The organism is Frondihabitans sp. 4ASC-45 (assembly GCF_049472575.1).
Lineage (GTDB): Bacteria > Actinomycetota > Actinomycetes > Actinomycetales > Microbacteriaceae > Frondihabitans.
The window spans coordinates 103,175-122,314 of record NZ_JBCEBN010000002.1 but is presented as its reverse complement, the minus strand read 5'-3'; the positions used below and the strand labels follow the sequence as shown (position 1 = coordinate 122,314).

Genomic DNA, 19,140 nt, shown 5'->3' with positions numbered 1-19,140 from the left:
CAGCCGCGGGCAGCGGAGGGTGGGCTACGTCGGGCGGAGCAGTCGTGTGCGGAGGGCATGCCTCGACAATAGAAAAGGTGACGACCACCGCGACGGGCCCGCGAGCTTTATGTGGATAAGTCGTTGTCGGGTCGGCCTGGGGAGACCGTGTCGGCGATTCTTAGAGCGCGTGCCCCTGCTCGTCGAGGTAGTCACGCCACGACCGAGTGGGATTCCAGCCGAGGAGTCGGCGGGCTTTGGCGGTCGAGATACCGGAGGCGTCGACTCGGTCGAGGGGTCGCAGCTCGATCTGGTCTCCGTAGTGCTCGTGCAGAAGCGCGGCGAAATCGTGCCCGCCCGCATTGTCGGGAGAGGCGATGTAGAACACCTCATGGCCCGGAAGGTCGGACTCGGCCGACAGCACGAGGGCGTCGGCGAGGTCGTAGACGTCGATGTAGCTCCACAGATTGGCGCTGAGGTTCGAGGGGTCTCGCACCTGCTTGCCGAGGTTCTCCTCGTAGTTGTCTTCGTTGTGCACCGTGCTCGGCCGGATCGAGATCGCGCGAATGTCGGAGCGGCGCACTGCAGCATCCATGAGCTGCTCACCGAACGACTTCGACAGAGCATAAGGATCCTGCGGGTACAGCGGGTGGTCTTCGTCGACGGGCGCATAGTCGGGCAGGAAGGGCCGCTCCGGGAAGAAGTTGCCGACGATACTCTCGCTCGACACGTTGACGAAACGCGTGACACCGAAGCGGACGGCCGCCTCGATCAGGTTGAACGTCGACATGAGGTTGGTCTGGAAGACGACATGCGGCGGGTTGCCGGTCGGCTGCGGGATTGCCGCGACGTGGACGACCACATCGGCCCCGGCGACGACCGCGTACGCGGAGCCGGCGTCGGTGAGGTCGGCCATCATGTAGCGCCCCGGTACGGTGACGCCGGCGTCGAACACCGGCCGCACCAGATCGACGCCGAGCACATCGTGACCGCCGGCTACGAACGCCTCGACCGCGGCCCGACCGACTTTGCCGCGGGATCCTGTGATTACGACCTTCATAGTGTTCTCCCTCGAACCGGCATCCGGCACTTCGATCGAATCCGAGCGACACGACATAGACGAACTTACTCAGGGTCGGGTGAAAGCGCCGTCACCGCACCACCACCCCGTCGCGAAGCTTCTCGAGCTTCTTCTCGCCGATGCCCGTGACGTCGAGGAGGTCGTCGACCGACTCGAAGCGGCCGTGCTCGTCGCGCCAGGCGATTATCGCGGCCGCGGTCGCTGGACCCACCCCGGTGAGGGTCTCGAGGGCGGCCTCATCGGCGGTATTCAGGTCGACGAGCGCGGTGCCGGTGCCGGTGCCCGAAGCCGAGCTGTCGGATCCTACGGGAGGAAGAGGAGGCGGTGACTCGCCCACCCGCGGAACGACGATCTGCTCGCCGTCGGTGACGGTGCGGGCGAGGTTCAGAGCGGCCTGGTCGGCGTCGTTCTGAAAGCCGCCGGCAGCGGCGACGACATCGACCGCCCGCGCCGTGCCGGCTACCTCGTAGAGCCCGGGTTTGCGGACTCGGCCGAGGATGTGAACGAAGACGGTCGGCCCGGCCGAAGCAGAGGCAGAGGCGGTGGGGCGGCTCGTGGCGGCAGTCGAGCCGGATGTGAGGGGGACGTCGGAGAGAGCCGCGCCGCCCGACCTCAGTGCCGACACGACCACGAGCACTCCGAAGAGGACGAGGGCTGCGACGACCGCCGCACCGACGCCGATCCGCCAGCGCGGCGCGGAGCCGGGCTCGCGGAAGTCGGGTGGGCGGGGCTCAGATGTGCGGAGCTCAGTGGTCATCCCTCGACGCTAGGGACGCCCCTGTGCTCCAGATCCCGTGGCCGCCAACCCTGTACACAACCCGCCCCTAGCCCCTCCTGGGGAGACCTGGTTTACAAGGTGAGTGTCCACGATCTGCTGATCGGAGACCTTCCAAATCAGCAGATCGTGGACACTCACCCGCCGGGGGCGGAGGGCCGGCGCCGGAGGACCGAGGCCGGCCGGGGGTCGAGCCCCGAGACAACGACAGTCAGCGAACGGCGATATTCACTACGCGCGGCGCACGGACGATCACGTTCACGATCTCCTTGTCGCCGACGGCACGAATGACGGCCTCAGAAGCCCGGGCGAGCTTCTCGAGCTCGTCGGAGGCGATCTTCGGCGACACCTCGATGCGGTCGCGCACTTTGCCGTTGACCTGGATGATCGCGGTGATGCTCGTCTCGACCAGGAGTGTGGGGTCGGCCTTGCGCCAGCCGTAGGTGGCGACGTCGGAGTCGTAGCCGAGCATCTCCCACATCTCGGACGCCACGAACGGCGAGAAGAGCGACAGGGCGAGCGCCACGGTCTCGGTGGCCTCGCGGACAGCCGGGTCGGCTGCCCCCGCGCCGGAGTCCACGACCTTGCGGATCGCGTTGACGAGCTCCATCAGTCGCGCGACGACGACGTTGAACTTGAAGGCCTCGACGAGACCGGGCGACTCCGAGAGGAAGCGGTGTGTCACCCGGCGGAGGTTCTGATCGCCCTCGGACCACACGGCGTCCGGAGCCGAGGTCACGTCTTTAGCGAGACGGTAGGCGCGCGCCAGGAACTTCGCGGCACCGGCCGGCGAGACGTCTTCCCAGTTGATGTCGTCTTCGGGCGGGCCAGCAAAGGCCATCGTCAGCCGGATCGCGTCGACGCCGTGGAGAGCGAGTTCGTCGGAGAGGTTGACCCCGCCCTTCGACTTCGACATCTTCGCGCCGCCCGACAGCACCATGCCCTGGTTCAGCAGGGCGCTGAACGGCTCGGTGAATCCGACGTAGCCGAGGTCGAACAGGACCTTGGTGATGAAACGCGCGTAGAGCAGGTGCAGAATCGCGTGCTCGACTCCACCGACGTACTGGTCGACGGGGGCCCACTTGTCGGCCTCCTTCGGGTCGAACGCCTTGTCGGGGTCGTTCGGGTTCAGGTAGCGCAGGTAGTACCACGACGAGTCGACGAAGGTGTCCATCGTGTCGGGGTCTCGGAGGGCGTCGGAGCCGTCGCGGGGATCTTTCACGGAGACCCACTCGGTGGCGGCGCCGAGGGGCGACTGGCCCTTCGGCTTCAGGTCGAGACCCTCGGTGGACGGCAGCTCGACGGGGAGCTGGTCGTACGGCACCGGCACCTCGGTGCCGTCGGCACCGTGGATGATCGGGATGGGGGTGCCCCAGAAGCGCTGGCGCGAGATGAGCCAGTCGCGCAGCCGGTACGTCTTGGCGGCGCGGCCGTCTCCCGACGTCTCGAGCGCCTCGATGATCTTCTTGATTCCGGTCGACTTCGACAGGCCGGTGAACACACCCGAGTTGAGCAGGCGGCCCTCGCCGGTCAGCGCCTCGCCGGTCTCGGCCGGGTTGGACGGCTCGAGGTCGTCGGGCAGGATCGCCAGACCGTTCTCGTCGAGCTCGAGAGCCGGGATCACACCGGTGACGGGCGCGTTCACGTCGACGACCACCCGAACCGGCAGGTCGTACTTGAGCGCGAAGTCGAGGTCGCGCTGATCGTGCGCGGGCACGGCCATGACGGCGCCGTGACCGTAGTCGGGCAGCACGTAGTCGGCGGCCCAGACCGGGATCCGCTCCCCCGTGATCGGGTTCTTCGCGTAGCGACCGAGGAACACACCGTTCTTCGGGCGGTCGGCCGTCATCCGCTCGATCTCGCTGGACTTCTGCACCTCGGTGAGGAAGTCCTGGAACACCGCGCGAATCTGCGCGTCGTCTTGGCCCGCCACGAGCTCGGCGGCGAGGTCGGACTCGGGGGCGACCACCATGAACGTCACGCCGAACAGGGTGTCGGGGCGCGTCGTGAAGACCGTGATCTTCTCGGAGCGACCCTCGACGACGAAGTCGACGTCGGCGCCGGTCGAGCGGCCGATCCAGTTGCGCTGCATGGCCAGGACTTTCGACGGCCAGCGGCCCTCGAGCTGGTTGAGGTCGTCGAGCAGACGGTCGGCGTAGTCGGTGATCTTGAAGTACCACTGGGTCAGCTTCTTCTTGACCACGACGGCACCCGAGCGGTCGGAGGTGCCGTCGGCCAGCACCTGCTCGTTCGCGAGAACTGTCTGGTCGACCGGATCCCAGTTGACCCAGCTGTCTTTGCGGTAGGCGAGGCCCTTCTCGTACATCTTGAGGAACAGCCACTGGTTCCACTTGTAGTACTCGGGGTCGGAGGTGTGGATCTCGCGGGTCCAGTCGACCGAGACGCCGTAGGCCTTCATGGCGGCGCGCTGCTGGTCGATGTTCGAGTAGGTCCACTCGCGCGGGTCGGTGCCGCGCTTGATGGCGGCGTTCTCGGCGGGGAGCCCGAAGGAATCCCAGCCGACGGGGTGCAGCACCTGGAAGCCCTGCTGCCACCAGTAGCGGGCGACCACGTCGCCGAACGCGAACGCCTCGGCGTGACCCATATGCAGGTCGCCGGAGGGGTACGAGAACATGTCCATCACGTACTTGCGCGGGCGCTTGTCGCCGGCGTCGCTGACCGTGAAGGGTTGGCGTTCCTCCCAGATGGCCTGCCACTTCGTCTGAAGGCTCGCGAAGTCGTAGCCGCCCACTCCGAACTGGTCGTCGTGGGGTGCGCTGTTCTGGTCGTGCTCGTGTGCCACTGAGATTCTCAATTCAGGTCTTGGGGGCAGGGCTGCGGGGCGCTTGCAGACCCGACGATCTAGATTAGCGACTCGCCGCGCCGAGCACCTGCAGCAGCGGGGCAGCCTTGGCGTGCACCTCGGTCAGCTCGTCGGTCGGCACCGATCCCTCGGTGATGCCGGCCCCGACGCCGACGCGCGCGGTGCCCGAGGCGAGATCGAGCGCGATCGAGCGGATCACGACGGCGAGATCGGTCGTGCCGTCATAGCCGAACCGGCCCACGACGCCCGAATACACCCCGCGGGGATGCCCCTCGAACGACTGCAGCAGCGCCACCGAGCTGTGCTTCGGCGCGCCGGTCATGGATCCGGGCGGGAACGTCGCGCGCAGCACATCCACTCCGCTCAGCCCCTGACGCACGCGGCCGGTGACCGTGCTGACCAGCTGGTGCACGTGCTCGTACGAATGCACCGCGAACAGCTCCGGCACCTCGACAGACCCCGGCTCGCACACTCGTCCGAGGTCGTTCCGCATCAGGTCGACGATCATGAGGTTCTCGGCGCGCTCCTTCGTGTTGCCCCGGAGTTCTGCCGCGCTCTCGGCATCGACCTCGGGGTCGGAGTCGCGGATCCTCGTCCCCTTGATCGGTGACGTCGACACTCGCCCGTCAGTGTCGATTTGCAGAAACGACTCCGGGCTCGCCCCGATCAACGCGAGTTCGCCGATGCGCACGAACGATGCGCGCGGTGCCGGTGAATGCCGCCGCAGAAGTGCATAGAGATCGAGGTCGACCGCCGAGGTCGGCACCGAGACCGCGGTCGTTAGGCAGAGCACGAACGCATCACCCTCGTGAATCGCAGCCCGACAGCGGTCCACCAGCGCGACGTACCCGGCGGCGTCGTCGTGCCACACCGGGTCAGCGGGTCGAGCCGTGTCGACAGACCCGAGCGCAGGATCCGGGGCTGCCGCCACCGGGCCACCATTCCACCAGCCGATCAGCGCTTCGACCCAGTCGGCGTGATCGCCCCGGGTCACCAGCTCGACGGTGCCCCGCACGTGGTCGAAGACGAGGGCCCGATCGACTTCGAGCAGCGCGAGATCGGGGTGGGCGTCGTCGGCGAGGGCCGCCGCCCACGCCGGGTCTCCCGGCGCCAACACTTCGGCCGCCACACCGTAGCCGACGAGGCCCCACCAGCCGAGGGGCGCTTCCGCTCCGCTGGCCCCCGCGGCGAGGGCGGTGTCGAGATCGCGGAGGGCGCCCGCGATGGCACCCTGTGTAGAGGCGTGGGCGAGGATCCTGCGGTCTCCCCAGCCGACCAGTGTCGTCGTCGGATGTCCGGCCAGAGGCAGGCCACCCGCCAGGTCGCTCGCGGCTCCGGCGTCGAGCCACACGACGTCGCCGGAGTCGCCGAACCGCCTGACCACCGTCTCGGCGGCGATCCAGCCGGGAAGCAACTGCCGCATAGGGTTGATTGTATGAAACCCGGCGCGGCGCGAACTCTGGTGGTCGACTCGTTCCTCGTCGACGGGGGGCGGATTCTTGCCGCCGCAGCCCACCGGTCGCGGTTCGTCACGTCCGTGGCCGAGCACGATGCCGATCTCGCCGAAGAGGCGGGTTCGTTCTGGGATGCCTCGGTCGCCGCTGTGCCGTCGGACGGTCGCTGGTTTCCGCGCATCTCGTGGGCCCTGCCGGAGGGGAGCTCGACACCGACCTTCGAGGTGTCACCGCGCCCGGCGCCCACCGGGTCGGAGTCGCTCGTGCTCGCGACCGCGTCCGGCGACCCGCGCACGACGCCGCTCGTGAAGGGGCCTGACCTCGCACGCTTAGACGCGCTCCGGTCGGCAGCGTCCCGCGTTGGAGCGGACGAGGCGGTGATCCTCTCCCCCGACGGGCTGGTCGTCGAAGGCAACTACTCGTCGATCGTCTGGTGGCGCGGCGACTCCCTCTGCATCGTCGACGAGTCGCTCCCACGCCTGCCGAGCATCACCGAGAGCGCCCTGGTGACCCTGGCGACAGCACTCGGGGTCGAGATCGTTCCCGAGCTGGTCGAGCCCTCCGACCTGGAGGGCCACGAGGTGTGGTCGCTCGCGTCGCTGCACGGGCCTCGAATCGCGACGAAGTGGGTGGGCGGCCCGGCGCTGGCCGCTCAGCCCGGGCGGCTGCGGGCGTGGCGTGCCCGGCTGGACGCGCTCAGGCGCCCGGTGGCTTAGCCGGCCGCGCGGTGCCGAGTGCCGCTGAATGCCGTGCGGCGCGCCCTCGGGCCGGCATTCGGCGACACTCGCGGCAGGTGGCTCGCCGTGCCCGGTCAGGTTCAGTCGCCGAGTGCCACCAAATGCCGCGCTGCACGCGCTCGGGGCAGCATTCGGCGACACTCGCGGCAGGGGGCTCGCGGTGCCAGCTCAGGTTCAGGTGCCGAGTGCCGCCAAATGCCGCTCAGGCACCGGTCGGGCCTGCATATGGCGGCACTCGAAGCCCGCGGCCCTGCACTCCCGATCGGCGCCACTACGCCAAGCGACCGCCAGCCAACCGCACCCGCCGCGTCACGAGAGACGCCGCCACCGGCACGTGCGAGATCAGGATCACCGTGGTGCCGTCGGCAGCCGCGGCTGTCAGCAGGTCGCGCAGGAGCTCGTCGGCGACAGCGGGGTCGACCCCCGCCGCGGGCTCGTCGAGCACCAGGATCGGGAAACCGCGGAGCAAGGCCCTGGCCAGGGAGATCCGTTGGGCCTGACCGCCCGAGACCAGTTCGCCCCGTTCGCCGAGTCGCGCCGTCAACCCGCCGCGCTCTCGAAGCCACTCGCCTAGCCCCACCCGCTCGAGCACCGCGGTGAGCTCGTCGTCGGTTGCCGTGTCGCGCGCGAACAGGAGATTCTGCCGGACGTTCTCGTCGAAGAGGTAGGGCGTCTGCTCGATGAGCCCGACGGTCGCACGCGCGTCAGCGGGGCGGAGTTCGGCGTCGGCCACTCCCCCGATCCGGTACGAGCCCGAGTGGTCGAGAAAGCGCACCAGCACCTGCGCGAGCGTGGTCTTACCGGCGCCGCTCGGACCCTCGATGAGCACGCGACCACCCACCGCCACCTCGAGAGTGACGTCGGAGAGAGCCGGCGACGACGACGCACCGCCGTCGGGTTCAGGCCAGGCCGCCCCCACTCCCGCAAGCGCCAGCGCCGGCGATCCCACGGGCCCGAGCTCCAGGGCCACGCCGGCGGGAGCGTCGTCGGGCTCGTCGTCGATCACCACACCGACCGGGGAGCTCGACGGGGCGGCCTCGTCGACCCGGCTGGCGCTTGCGGCGACCTTCCGCCAGGCGAGCACGGCGACGGGCACGGCTCCGACGACCTCGAAGACGGCCAGCGGCACGAGCGCGACGAGAGCGAATTCCGGGCCGGTGAGACCGTGGCCCAGCGAGGGCGCGGCGGCGAGGATCGTGAACAACACCGTGGCACCCGAGACGAGGGCGATCAGCCCGGCGACGATGCCCGCGCTCGAAGCCCGTCGCAACGACGCACTGCGAAGATCGGCGTCCAGGGCGTCGACCCGATCGAGTTGATCGTCGATCGCCCCGAACGCGATCAAGACATCGAGGTTCTGGACGGTGTCGAGCACAGCCGCCGACAGGGCACCGCGACGCTCGGCCAGATCCAGCTCCGACGTTCGCGCCAGCCAGGAGGCGAGAAGGCAACCCACGACGAACGCCACGAGGAGGCCGACGAGCAGCACGAGCCCCGCCCGCGATGCGAAGATGAACACCGCGATGACAGCCGCGAGCGCCGAGACACCCGAGATGACGAGGGGCTGCACGACCCGCAACGGTAGATCTTGCAGCGCGTCGACGTCGCTCACGACCCGGCTGAGCAGATCACCGCGATCCGTCCGGCCGAGACCGGCGGGGGCGATTCGCACGAGTCGCCGGTAGAGGCCCGTCCGCACCACGGCGAGTTGGCGGAACGCGGCGTCGTGGCTCGCCACTCGCTCGAGGTAGCGGAAGACCGCTCGAGTCAGCGCGAAGAGCCGCACCGACACGATGGCGATCGACAGATAGAGAATCGGCGGCTGCTCCGCGGCCCGCGTGATGAGGTAGGCGCTCATCGCGAGAAGCGCCACACCGCTCAGCGCGCTCAGCACACCGGCGGCGAGCCCGGGCCAGCTCCGGCGAAGGGGTGGCTGCGCGATCCGGAGGATCGAATCCATCATGCCGACACCTCCCGAGCAGACGGAGAGACAGACTTGGCACCGGCGACGAGGCCCGAGGGCGTCAGCGTGAGGGCCACATCGGCGGCCTCGGCGACCGCGGGGCGGTGTGTCACGACGAGCACGGCCACGCCGGTCGCGGCAATGGCCCGCAGCCCGGTGACGAGCACGGCCTCGGAGTCGGCGTCGAGGGCCGATGTCGGTTCGTCGACGAGCAGCAACCGGCACCCGCGGCGGCGCACCCGATAGATGGCTCGAGCGAGCGCGACCCGCTGGGACTGGCCGCCCGAGAGTCCTGTTCCGCCGGCCCCGAGGAGCGATTCGGGCTCGATGTCGCCCACCCCGGCGGTTGCAAGAGCTTCTCTGACCGCGAGAAGGTCGACGCGGTCGCCGAGCGCGACGTTCGAGGCGATCGTGCCGGCCGCCAGCGCCGGACGCTGACCCGACCACGCGATGTCGGTCGCGAGCGGTGCACGGTCGGCCGTCTGCCAGTGCACCGAGCCCTCGTGCGGCGCTGTTCCGAGGAGGGCGGCGAGCAGTGTCGACTTGCCGACCCCGCTGGATCCTGAGATCGACGTCACGAGACCGACCGGAAGGTCGAGATCGACCGGGTCGAAGACGCGCCGCCCGTCGAAGGCCACGCTGAGCGCCCGTACCTCTAACACGTCGGCGTGCCCGACCGATTCAGAAGACGAAGGATCCGCGGAGCCGCCCGAAGCTCTCGCCGGAGCCGCACCGACCTGCTGGTCGAGCACCCCGAACACCTCGTCGGCAGCGGCCACACCATCGGCGGCAGAGTGGTAGTTCGCCCCGACCTGGCGCAGCGGCAGATAGGCCTCGGGGGTGAGGAGCAGCAGGAACAGGCCGACCGGCAGCTCGATCGACCCGGAGACGAGCCGGAGCCCGATGGCGACCGCGACGAGAGCGACCGACAGCGAGGCGGCCATCTCGAGGGCGAACCCGGAGAGGAACGACACCCGCAAGACCTTCATCGTCTCGGAGCGGTACTCGTCGGTGATGGCGCCGATCCGTCGCACCTGTCTCCGGTCGCGTCCGAAGACCTTCAGTGTCGAGAGGCCCCCGACCGCGTCGAGGAACGCTGTGGCGAGGCCGGCCAGGCGCTCCCACTGGCGGGCCTGGGCGGAGCGGGTCGTCCAGCCGATCAGGATCATGAAGACCGGGATCAACGGCAGCGTCACGACGACGATGATGCCGGTGAGGGCGTCCTGGGTGAAGAGGACGACCACGAACAGCGGGGTCGCCAGAGCCGTCAGGATCAGCTGCGGCAGATATTTGGCGAAATACTCGTCGAGTGCGTCGAGACCGGGCCCCACCAGGGTGGCGAGGCGGGCCGAACCGTGAGCGGCCACCCACGCGCGACCCTGACCTGCGATCGCCGCCACGAGTCGCGACCGCAGCTGGCTCTTGACGCGAACGGCCGTTCGCGCAGACAGGGCCTCCAGCCCCCACAGCAGCGCCGAACGAACGACGAGGGTCGCCCCGAGCCCGAGGAGAAGCGGCGGCAGCTCACCCGAACGCCCCTCGACGACCGCGACGACCGCCTGCGAGACGAACCAGGCGATGGCGACGGTCGCGGCCGTCTGCACCACGCCGAGGGCCGCACCCGCTACCAGAAACGAGCGGACGGACGACGCGTAGCGCAGCAGTCGCGGATCGAGGGGCTTCACGGTGCGACCGTCAGTGCGCCGACGCGGTGATGAGCGAACGGGTGACGCGCTTGCGGAAGATCCAGTACGTGAACCCCTGGTACCCCAGGATCAGCGGCACGAAGATCAACGAGATCCAGCTCATGATCGACAGGGTGTACTCGCCGCTCGACGAGTTCACGATCGTCATCGTGTTGGCCGGGTCGTTCGTCGCCACGAGCACGTTCGGAAACAGGGCGGCGAACAGGCTCGCGACCGTCACCGCGATCGTCGCCGCCATGAAGGCGAACGAGACCCCCTCGCGACCGCGGAGGTTCGCGACGAACGAGGCGACAAGGGTGACGACCGCGACACCGGAGAGGGCGATCGACAGGGGGCGACCGTGAGCGAGGCTGGTGGCGAGGAGGAACCCGCCGGCCACGACGATGGTGGCGACACCGACGCGGGTGGCCAGGTGGCGCGCCCGGATCCTGATCTCACCGTCGGTCTTGAGCGACACGAAGATGAGCCCATGAGTGAAGAACAGCAGCAGGGTGGCCAGGCCCCCGACGACCGAATACCAGTTGAAGAGGTCGGCGAAGGATCCGATGTAGTCGAAGTTCGCATCGAGCGCGAGGCCGCGGACGATGTTGGCGAAGACGACACCCCAGAGGAACGCCGGCACCACAGAGCCGATGAAGATCATCCGGTCGAAGTTGCGCTTCCACTTGTGGTCGGGCCGCTGGTGCCGGTATTCGAACGAGACTCCGCGGAGGATCAGTGCGAGCAGGATCAAGAGCATGATCAGGTAGAAGCCGCTGAACACGGTCGCGTACCACTCGGGGAACGCCGCGAAGAGGGCAGCACCGGCGACGATCACCCAGGTCTCGTTGAGATCCCAGACGGGGCCGATGGTGTTGATGAGCACGCGGCGGTCGGTATCGTCGCGGCCGAGGAACGGCAGCGACATTCCCACACCGAAGTCGAAGCCGTCGAGCACGAAGTACCCCGTGAAGAACAGGCCGATCAGCAGAAACCAGATGTCGGGGAGACTCATCAATAGACCGTCGCTTCGTGCATCAGCTTGCCGGTGGTCTCGTCGACCTTGGTCGGGGCGTCGGGCCCCTTCTGCGCGGCCTTCAGGATCAACCGGAACTCGACGACCATGAGCGTTCCGTAGATCGCGGTGAAAGCGAGCAGCGAGATGAGCACCTCGACGCCGGTGGTGCCGGGCGAGACGCCGTCACTCGTCTTGAGCAGCCCGAAGACGAGCCAGGGCTGTCGACCCATCTCGGTGAAGATCCAGCCGATCACCATGGCGGCGAGCGGGAGTGGGAAGCTCCAGGTCGCGGCACGCCAGACCCACTTGTTCTGCGGCATGCGGCCCTTGCGGGTGATCCAGAGGCCCACGGCCGCGATCATGATCGCGACGATGCCGAGGGCGATCATCCAGCGGAAGGCCCAGTAGGTCACCCAGATGATCGGCGTGTAGTCGCCCGGGCCGTAAGCCGAGACGTACTGCGCCTGGAGGTTGTTGATGCCCTCGACCGTGCCGGTGAACGTGTGCGTCGACAGGAACGACAGCAGGTACGGGATGCGGATGCTGAAGAGCTCGCTTACACCGTCGGGAGTGCCGAGGGTGAAGACCGAGAACGACGCGTCGAAGCCGGTCGACGTCTTGTAGAGCGCCTCGGCCGCAGCCATCTTCATCGGCTGGGTCTCGACCATGGCGAGGCCGAGCTGGTCGCCCGAGAGCACGGTGAGGGCGCCGGCGGCGAGCATCATCCACATGCCGAACCGTAGGGCCGGGCGCATGGTCTCGAGGTGCTGGTTGCGGTGCAGGTGCCAGGCGGCGACCGAGATGATGACGGCGGCCGAGACCATGAAGCAGGCGAAGAGCGTGTGCGGGAACGCCGCGAGGGCGACCTTGTTGGTCAGCACCTCCCAGAGGCTCGTGAGCTCGGCACGGCCCTTCTCCTCGTTGATGGCGTAGCCGACCGGGTGCTGCATGAACGAGTTGGCACAGATGATGAAGTAGGCCGACGCGATGCTGCCGATGGTCGCACCCCAGATCGAGGTGAGGTGCAGGCCCTTGGGCACGCGGTCCCATCCGAAGATCCAGACGCCGAGGAACGTCGCCTCGAGGAAGAACGCGAGGAGGCCCTCGAGGGCGAGCGGAGCGCCGAACACGTCGCCGACGAAGCGGGAGTACTCCGACCAGTTCATGCCGAACTGAAACTCCTGCACGATTCCGGTCACGACGCCCATTGCGAAGTTGATCAGGAAGATGCGGCCGAAGAACTTCGTCAGCTGGAGGTAGTGAGCACGGCCCGTGCGGTACCAGGCGGTCTGGAAGACGGCGACGGTGAAGCCCATGCCGATCGTGAGAGGCACGAACAAGAAGTGATAGATGGTCGTGAGGCCGAACTGCCATCTCGAAAGAAGGAGCGGATCGAGTAGCTCGTTCATGCGATGCTCACCGGGTGGTTCACGGGTGCCTCTTGTCATTCCGAGGGGTGGTCGTCTCGTCGTTGCGACTTCCTGGGGACACTTAAACCCTAAGAGTCCGGCGGGCCCCAATCGGGCCGTCTCACCTGCGAAAAGCCTGATCACGCCGGGGAACGCTCGATCCCGAGAGACTGCTGTCACGAGCGCGGATGACACAGAAGAAGGGCCGCCGTTCGAGTGCCTCTGACTCGAACGACGGCCCTTCCGGGGTGCTGCGACGTTACTTGACGAGCCCGGAATCGCTCAGGAACTTCTTTGCGATGACGGAGGCCGACGACTTGTCGTCGACGCTCGTGGTGTTGAGGTCGATCAGCGTGGCCTGCGTGAGCTTCGCGTTGACGTCCTCGATGATGCCGGCAGCCTTCGAGTCGACCTTGTCGTCGACCACGGGGATCACGTGCTGCGGCAGGATCATGTTCTCGGGGTCTTCGAGGCTGACGAAGTCGTTCGCCTTGATCGCCGGGCTGGCCGAGTAGATGTCGGCGAGCTGGACCTGACCGTTCTTCAACGCGGCGACGGTGTTCGCTCCGCCGGAGTCGCTGATGGTCTTGAGGGTAGCCGTCGCACCGTAGACCGACTTGAGGCCGGTGATGCCGTACGGACGGGTCTGGAACTCGGCGTTCGCTCCGACGACGAGCTTGCCCGAGTAGTCCTTCAGGTCGGCGAGGCTCGTGATCGAGTTGTCTTCCGAGAACTTCTTGGTGACGGTGTACGTGTCTTGGTCGGTCGCCTCGGCGGCCTTGAGGACCCGTAATCCGTCCGGCAGTGCATCCGGCAGAGCAGCTACGATGTCGTCCTCGCTCTTCGCGGTGGTCTTGGCGTCGTAGTACTGCAGCAGGCTTCCGCTGTAGTCGGCCATGACGTCGATCGTGCCCTTTTCGAGCTCGGGCAGGTAGACGTTGCGCTGACCGATGTTGAACTGGCGGTCGACCTTGAACCCGGCGTTCTCGAGCGCCTGGGCGTACGCCTCGGCGACGATCTCGTTGGAGTAGTACTGCTGCGAGCCGATCACGATCGTGTCACCGGACGCCGTGGCATCCGATCCCGACTTGAGCGGGTCGCTTGACGAGCACCCTGCCAGGGCGACCATAGCCCCGATCGCGACTGCGCCCACGAGGGCGAGCCGGCCTCTCTTCGCTGTGAACATCACTTGCTTCCTTCCTGGAGTGGGGATCCCACTACCGCGCGGGAACGGGTTGCTCCCGGGCGGTCGTTTTGAGTGCGTCCCGCGCGGACACCCGCGGGGACGACGAGGCGCTGGATGATCGAGAAGACGATCTCCAGGACGATGGCGAGGGCGACGACGAGAATCGCTCCGACGAGCATGTCGGTGTAATTCTGGGTGCCGAGACCGAGGAAGATGAAGATCCCCAGGCCTCCTGCGCCGACGTAGTTCGCCAGGGTCGCTGTAGCCACGATCTGCAGGGTGGCCGAGCGGAGGCCGCCGATCAAAAGGGGCAGGCCCAGGGGTACCTCGACCTGCGTCAAGATCTGCCACTCGGTCATTCCCATGGCGCGAGCCGCATCGACTGTCTTTCTGTCGACAGCCTCGATCCCCGAGTAAGCCCCCGCGAGGATCGACGGGATGGCGAGAATCACGAATGCGATGAGAGGAGCTCGAAGCCCAATACCAAGCAGTACTGCCAACAGGGTGATGACGCCGAAGGTCGGCAGGGCTCGCGCCCCTCCTGAGATGAGGACGGCCGCGGATCGACCGCGACCGGTGTGACCGATCGCGAGCCCGATCGGAATGGCGATGACAGCGGAAATGACGAGCGCGAGAAGGGTGTACAAGAGGTGCTCGACCAGGCGAGCGCCGATGGGGTTCAACGCCGCGTCGCCCCAGTTGGCCGGAGTGAAGATGAACTGAATTGCGTCAACGAAAAGGTTCATGCTGTTGCCATCACCCGCCTCGCGGCTCTGCGGCTAGGCGTCGCATTCGCCTTCGTCCAAGGCATCAGCGCCCGACCGAGAAGAACGAGGAGCCTGTCGAGGACGAGCGCGAGCACGACCGTGAGCACGATTCCGGACACGATCTCCGCAATGATGGCGCGCTGGAGTCCGTCGGTGAACAGAAGCCCGAGACCGTTGACGCCGAGAACACCGCCGACCGTGACGAGGCTGACGGTGCTCACGACGACGACGCGCATTCCTGCGAGAAGCACTGGCCCGGCGAGCGGAAAGTCGACTGCGAAGAAACGTCCCCACGCGCTGAACCCGATTGCGGTCGCCGACTGTCGGACGTCCGGCTCGACGGCTTCGAGGGCGTCAGCTGTAGACCGGACCATGAGCGCCATTCCATAGAGCGTGAGTCCGATGACGACATTGACCGGGCTTCGAAGACCGGTCCCGATAAGTAGCGGGAGAACGACGAGCAGCGGAAGAGAAGGGATGGCGTAGAGCAGACCGGCGACCGTGAGGAGTGGCCCACGGAACAGCCGGTAGCGGTTCGCCAGCCACCCGAGCGGCACGCTCAACACGAACGACAGGATGATGGGAGGGATGCTCAGCTGGAGGTGCGCCCACGCCGAGTCGGCGAGGTAGGGAAGGTTCTCGAGAACCCACTTCACGACAAAGGCCGATCCGCCACGGGAACTCGGCCGGTCAGAGTGCCCGCAGGGCGACCGTCGGCATCGACGACGATCGAGCCCGACGCCGTCTCCTCGATGTGCAACGCCCGCTTTCCGCGGTTCGCCCCGACGAAATCCGCCACGAAGTCGTCGGCCGGGTTCGCGAGGATCTCGGCGGGAGAGCCGACCTGGGCGATGTGGCCGCCCTTCTTGAGGATCACGACCTGGTCGCCCAGGTAAAAGGCCTCGTCGATGTCGTGGGTCACGAAGACGACCGTCTTGTCGAGGTCGCGCTGGAGGCGGATCAGTTCCTCCTGGAGGTCGGAGCGAACCAGAGGATCCACGGCGCCGAACGGCTCATCCATCAGCAGGATGTTCGGGTCGACGGCAAGACCCCGCGCGACGCCGACCCGCTGCTGCTGGCCGCCCGAGAGCTGGCTCGGGTAGCGGTCGGCAAACGCGCGATCGAGACCGACGGTGTCCATCAGCTCGAGCGCCCGGATCCTTGCTTCGGCCTTCTTGACGCCCTTGAGGAGTGGCACCGTCGCGATGTTGTCGACCACCTTGCGGTGCGGAAGCAGGCCGGAGTTCTGCATGACGTAGCCGATGCTGCGCCGGAGACCCACCGGCTCGAGGCCGCCGATGTCGTCGCCGTCGATCTGGATCGACCCCGAGGTGGGATCGACCATTCGGTTGATCATCCGGAGGATCGTGGTCTTACCGCACCCGCTGGAACCAACGAAGACCGTCGTCTTGCGGGAGGGGATCACGAGGCTGAAGTCTTCGACGGCACGAGTTCCGTCGGGATACTGCTTGGTTACCGAGCGGAACTCGATCATGGGCGACCCTTCTCGCTGGACATGGCATCGATGGACAGTTTCTTCGGGCACCTTCTTCGTGGGCACCACAAATCGACACACGCCAGGTCGTCACACTGAACCACAGTTGCGGCGGCAGTGTTACGAGGCCGTCATAAATCGCCTCAGGCGGACGGGATGCGCTCCAGATATGCCGCCACGACCACCCGGCTTTCGTCGAGGAAGCGCGAGTCGCCCTGAGGATCGTGCAGGAACGCGCGGGCGACGAGCGACGTCGACACCTCGGTCGCCACCTCGATCGCGAACTCGAGGTCGGCGGTGCGTTCGAGAGAGAAGATCTCGACGAGGTGAGACGTCAGTTGATCGGAAAGCGATCGACGCGCGTCGGCATCGCCCGAGCGGTCGGCCGTCTCGGTCTCGCTGAAGCGGATCGCGCGGAAGCCCGGCTCACTGCGGTACATCTCGACCTGGGCCGTGATGGCGAGGTCGAGGGCGGAGTGCCAGTCGGCCGAATCCGCCTCGCCGATCGCTGCCCCGAGCCGCTCGAGCAGGCGCGCGATGCTGCGCGCCGCCAGCGCCTCGACGACGGCGATACGGTCGGGAAAGTAGCGGTAGACCGTGCCGATGGAGGCTCCGGCCCGCTCGGCGACCATGGCCGTGGTCAGACGCTCGAAGCCGATCTCGTCGATGATGCCGGCAGCGGCGTCGAGGAGCCCGGTGAGCCGTGCAGAGCTTCTCGCCTGCACGGGCTCGTTCCTGAGCAGTGATGATCCCCCGGGCAGTGCTTCATTGACATCGGTGACGAGCAATGGTTCTCCTTCTTACAAGCGTTGCGACGCCTCGATGTCGTCCACCTACGGTTGACTGGACGTCATGTGCGGAAGAATCGTGATGGCGCGCGCCTCGAGCGACCTAGTGGCGCTCTTCGACGTGGACGTGACGGGAGACACTCTTCCAGAGCCTTCCTGGAATATCGCCCCGACTGCGCAGGTGAGTCTTCTCGTCGACGCGGCACCCCGGGGCGAGGATGCGGGAGGGCCGCCGATCCGTCGACTGGCCTCGGCGAAATGGGGCCTCATCCCCTCCTGGGCCGACGACCCTTCGGTAGGGTCACGCGCCTTCAATGCCCGCATCGAGACGGCGGCCGAGAAGCCCACCTTCCGCGACGCGGTCGTGTCGAGGCGCGCCGTGATCCCCGCCTCGGGCTACTACGAGTGGGTACCGCAGGCCGACGGATCCAAGCTTCCCGTGTACGTGAGCCTTCCCGACGACGAACTGATGCTCTTCGGTGCGCTCTACGAGTGGTGGCGCAATCCGGGCGCGGCAGCGAACGACGCCGGTCGCTGGATCCTGAGCACCACGATTTTGACCCGCGAGGCCGTCGGGCCGCTCGCCGAGATCCACGAGCGGATGCCCGTGCTGGTCGACGCCGAGATCATGGAGGACTGGCTCGATCCGCACACCGAGGGCGACGCCGACCTCCTCGAGGGCATCTCGGGCGAAGCCGAGCAGCACGCCTACCGGGTGACCGTGCGAGAGGTGCCGGGCGGGCAAGTCGGCGAGCCGCTGGCGAGCGCCGCAGGCGACTGATCGTCGCGGACGGGCAAACCGGCCGGCGTGCCAGAATGATCGAATGCTGGGCTCCCGAAAGTCGCCACCCGCCCGAAAATCCGACTCGACGAGCCGATTCGCCAAAAACCTCGCGCAAACCCCCCTCGGGCAGAGCCCCCTCGGCCAGAGCCAGCTGGCCCAGAACGTCGTCTCGCAGGGCGTCGAGCCGATGCTGCACCGGGCCGCGCGCATGGAAGACACGATCCACGAGTTCCGCGAGCGGAATGCCCGGCGACGCGGCCTGATCCCGACGATCGTCCCGTTCGTCGGCTACGGGGGCGACGGCTGGTTCCGCGTGCTCGGCCGCGTGCTCCTGACGAAAGACGGCGAGAAACGCTCTACCGGGCACACGCACGTGCGCGGTTGGAGGAGCTTCACCAGCGTTCCGATCGACGAGGTCGTCGTCGACGTGGTGGTCGACGGCGTCACCCATCACGCGACCGCCGATCGCGGCGGAGTCGTCGACGCTCGAATCGAAGTGGGATTGCCGCCGGGGTGGAACACCATCACACTCCGCACCGAGGGCTCCCTCGACGTCTCGGCGGAGATCTTCGTCATCGACCCGTCGGCGCGATTCGGCATGGTGTCCGACATCGACGACACCGTGATGGTGACTGCACTCCCCCGCCCGCTCCTCGCCGCCTGGAACACCTTCGTGCTCGATGAGCACGCTCGACGGCCCGTGCCCGGCATGGCCGTCCTCTACGAGCGCCTCCGCGCGACACACGACGGCTGCCCGGTCATCTACCTCTCGACCGGCGCCTGGAACGTGGCTCCGACGCTCTACCGGTTCCTCACCCGCAACTTCTACCCGCGCGGTCCGCTCCTCCTGACCGACTGGGGTCCGACCCACGATCGCTGGTTCCGATCGGGGCGCCAGCACAAGCAGCAGTCGCTGGCCCGTCTGGCACAGGAGTTCCCCGACATGGAATGGCTGCTCATCGGTGACGACGGGCAGCACGACGAAGACCTCTACGGCGGGTTCCTGCGAGATCATCCGAGCAACGTGGCCGGCGTGGCGATCCGCCAGCTGTCGTCGAGCGAGGCCGTGTTCGCCGGTGGCCGCTCCCGGAGCGAGGAGCGCGAGCGCGCCACCAACGTGCCCTGGATCTATGCGCCCGACGGCGCCGGCATCTGGGATCAGCTGGTCGAGAAGGGGCTCGTCGAGCCGAACTGA

The 19,140-nt window shown here is 67.5% G+C and carries 16 protein-coding genes; 3 read left to right on the top strand and 13 right to left on the bottom strand.

The window, feature by feature from the left end; genetic code table 11:
• Positions 1 to 160: 160 nt before the first annotated feature.
• From VH571_RS04210 to VH571_RS04195, 4 genes are all read right to left on the bottom strand, one after another.
• Entirely contained in the window at positions 161 to 1,039 is an 879-nt protein-coding gene (locus VH571_RS04210) for an NAD-dependent epimerase/dehydratase family protein (RefSeq protein ID WP_423263482.1), read from the bottom strand.
• 91 nt (positions 1,040 to 1,130) lie between these two features.
• Entirely contained in the window at positions 1,131 to 1,817 is a 687-nt protein-coding gene (locus VH571_RS04205) for a helix-hairpin-helix domain-containing protein (protein ID WP_423263481.1), read from the bottom strand.
• 229 nt (positions 1,818 to 2,046) lie between these two features.
• Complete coding sequence (gene leuS, locus VH571_RS04200) at positions 2,047 to 4,587, bottom strand: leucine--tRNA ligase (protein ID WP_423263760.1); 2,541 nt, start codon at positions 4,585 to 4,587, stop codon at positions 2,047 to 2,049.
• A gap of 115 nt (positions 4,588 to 4,702) precedes the next feature.
• Complete coding sequence (locus VH571_RS04195) at positions 4,703 to 6,082, bottom strand: anthranilate synthase component I family protein (protein ID WP_423263480.1); 1,380 nt, start codon at positions 6,080 to 6,082, stop codon at positions 4,703 to 4,705.
• Between the two features lie 12 nt (positions 6,083 to 6,094).
• Between VH571_RS04195 and VH571_RS04190 the strand changes: the two genes are divergently transcribed.
• A complete protein-coding gene (locus tag VH571_RS04190; protein ID WP_423263479.1) occupies positions 6,095 to 6,829 on the top strand; it encodes an aminotransferase class IV in 735 nt (244 codons plus the stop codon).
• A gap of 292 nt (positions 6,830 to 7,121) precedes the next feature.
• On the opposite strand, the gene cydC is transcribed toward VH571_RS04190, so the two are convergent.
• The 9 genes from cydC to VH571_RS04145 all read right to left on the bottom strand — a co-directional run bounded on the left by cydC (position 7,122) and on the right by VH571_RS04145 (position 17,161).
• On the bottom strand, positions 7,122 to 8,813 hold the full coding sequence (cydC, locus tag VH571_RS04185) for a thiol reductant ABC exporter subunit CydC (RefSeq protein WP_423263478.1): 1,692 nt from the start codon (positions 8,811 to 8,813) through the stop codon (positions 7,122 to 7,124).
• Positions 8,810 to 10,498: a thiol reductant ABC exporter subunit CydD gene (gene cydD / locus VH571_RS04180; RefSeq protein ID WP_423263477.1), complete on the bottom strand. Its 1,689-nt coding sequence runs from the start codon at positions 10,496 to 10,498 to the stop codon at positions 8,810 to 8,812. Before cydD ends, cydC begins: the two co-directional genes overlap by 4 nt.
• 10 nt (positions 10,499 to 10,508) lie before the next feature.
• Positions 10,509 to 11,513, bottom strand: coding sequence for a cytochrome d ubiquinol oxidase subunit II (gene cydB / locus VH571_RS04175; RefSeq protein ID WP_423263476.1), 1,005 nt, complete (start codon positions 11,511 to 11,513; stop codon positions 10,509 to 10,511).
• Positions 11,513 to 12,925 carry a cytochrome ubiquinol oxidase subunit I gene (locus tag VH571_RS04170; RefSeq protein ID WP_423263475.1) on the bottom strand — a complete coding sequence of 471 codons (1,413 nt, stop codon included), beginning with the start codon at positions 12,923 to 12,925 and terminating at the stop codon, positions 11,513 to 11,515. The genes cydB and VH571_RS04170 overlap by 1 nt, the downstream gene beginning before the upstream one ends.
• A 259-nt stretch (positions 12,926 to 13,184) precedes the next feature.
• On the bottom strand, positions 13,185 to 14,111 hold the full coding sequence (locus VH571_RS04165; RefSeq protein WP_423263758.1) for a glycine betaine ABC transporter substrate-binding protein: 927 nt from the start codon (positions 14,109 to 14,111) through the stop codon (positions 13,185 to 13,187).
• A complete protein-coding gene (locus tag VH571_RS04160) occupies positions 14,111 to 14,857 on the bottom strand; it encodes an ABC transporter permease (RefSeq protein ID WP_423263474.1) in 747 nt (248 codons plus the stop codon). Before VH571_RS04160 ends, VH571_RS04165 begins: the two co-directional genes overlap by 1 nt.
• A complete protein-coding gene (locus VH571_RS04155) occupies positions 14,854 to 15,534 on the bottom strand; it encodes an ABC transporter permease (protein ID WP_423263473.1) in 681 nt (226 codons plus the stop codon). Before VH571_RS04155 ends, VH571_RS04160 begins: the two co-directional genes overlap by 4 nt.
• Positions 15,531 to 16,373, bottom strand: a complete 843-nt coding sequence (locus VH571_RS04150; RefSeq protein ID WP_123944174.1) for an ABC transporter ATP-binding protein — start codon at positions 16,371 to 16,373, stop codon at positions 15,531 to 15,533. Before VH571_RS04150 ends, VH571_RS04155 begins: the two co-directional genes overlap by 4 nt.
• Positions 16,374 to 16,516: 143 nt before the next feature.
• Positions 16,517 to 17,161 (bottom strand): TetR family transcriptional regulator, encoded by a 645-nt coding sequence (locus tag VH571_RS04145; RefSeq protein WP_423263472.1) that lies wholly within the window; start codon positions 17,159 to 17,161, stop codon positions 16,517 to 16,519.
• A 64-nt stretch (positions 17,162 to 17,225) separates the two neighbouring features.
• Here VH571_RS04145 and VH571_RS04140 point away from each other — a divergent pair, with 64 nt between their 5' ends.
• Positions 17,226 to 17,942 (top strand): SOS response-associated peptidase, encoded by a 717-nt coding sequence (locus VH571_RS04140; protein ID WP_423263471.1) that lies wholly within the window; start codon positions 17,226 to 17,228, stop codon positions 17,940 to 17,942.
• Between the two features lie 190 nt (positions 17,943 to 18,132).
• Entirely contained in the window at positions 18,133 to 19,140 is a 1,008-nt protein-coding gene (locus tag VH571_RS04135; protein ID WP_423263757.1) for an App1 family protein, read from the top strand.

What these genes read in the sequence shown, in the direction of transcription:
- VH571_RS04165 (WP_423263758.1), bottom strand. Translation starts at nt 14,111, where the DNA reads ATGTTCACAGCGAAGAGAGGCCGGCTCGCCCTCGTGGGCGCAGTCGCG.
- VH571_RS04205 (WP_423263481.1), bottom strand. Translation starts at nt 1,817, where the DNA reads ATGACCACTGAGCTCCGCACATCTGAGCCCCGCCCACCCGACTTCCGC.
- VH571_RS04160 (WP_423263474.1), bottom strand. Translation starts at nt 14,857, where the DNA reads ATGAACCTTTTCGTTGACGCAATTCAGTTCATCTTCACTCCGGCCAAC.
- cydB (WP_423263476.1), bottom strand. Translation starts at nt 11,513, where the DNA reads ATGAGTCTCCCCGACATCTGGTTTCTGCTGATCGGCCTGTTCTTCACG.
- VH571_RS04190 (WP_423263479.1), top strand. Translation starts at nt 6,095, where the DNA reads ATGAAACCCGGCGCGGCGCGAACTCTGGTGGTCGACTCGTTCCTCGTC.
- VH571_RS04210 (WP_423263482.1), bottom strand. Translation starts at nt 1,039, where the DNA reads ATGAAGGTCGTAATCACAGGATCCCGCGGCAAAGTCGGTCGGGCCGCG.
- VH571_RS04170 (WP_423263475.1), bottom strand. Translation starts at nt 12,925, where the DNA reads ATGAACGAGCTACTCGATCCGCTCCTTCTTTCGAGATGGCAGTTCGGC.
- cydC (WP_423263478.1), bottom strand. Translation starts at nt 8,813, where the DNA reads ATGATGGATTCGATCCTCCGGATCGCGCAGCCACCCCTTCGCCGGAGC.
- VH571_RS04195 (WP_423263480.1), bottom strand. Translation starts at nt 6,082, where the DNA reads ATGCGGCAGTTGCTTCCCGGCTGGATCGCCGCCGAGACGGTGGTCAGG.
- VH571_RS04150 (WP_123944174.1), bottom strand. Translation starts at nt 16,373, where the DNA reads ATGATCGAGTTCCGCTCGGTAACCAAGCAGTATCCCGACGGAACTCGT.
- VH571_RS04140 (WP_423263471.1), top strand. Translation starts at nt 17,226, where the DNA reads ATGTGCGGAAGAATCGTGATGGCGCGCGCCTCGAGCGACCTAGTGGCG.
- VH571_RS04135 (WP_423263757.1), top strand. Translation starts at nt 18,133, where the DNA reads ATGCTGCACCGGGCCGCGCGCATGGAAGACACGATCCACGAGTTCCGC.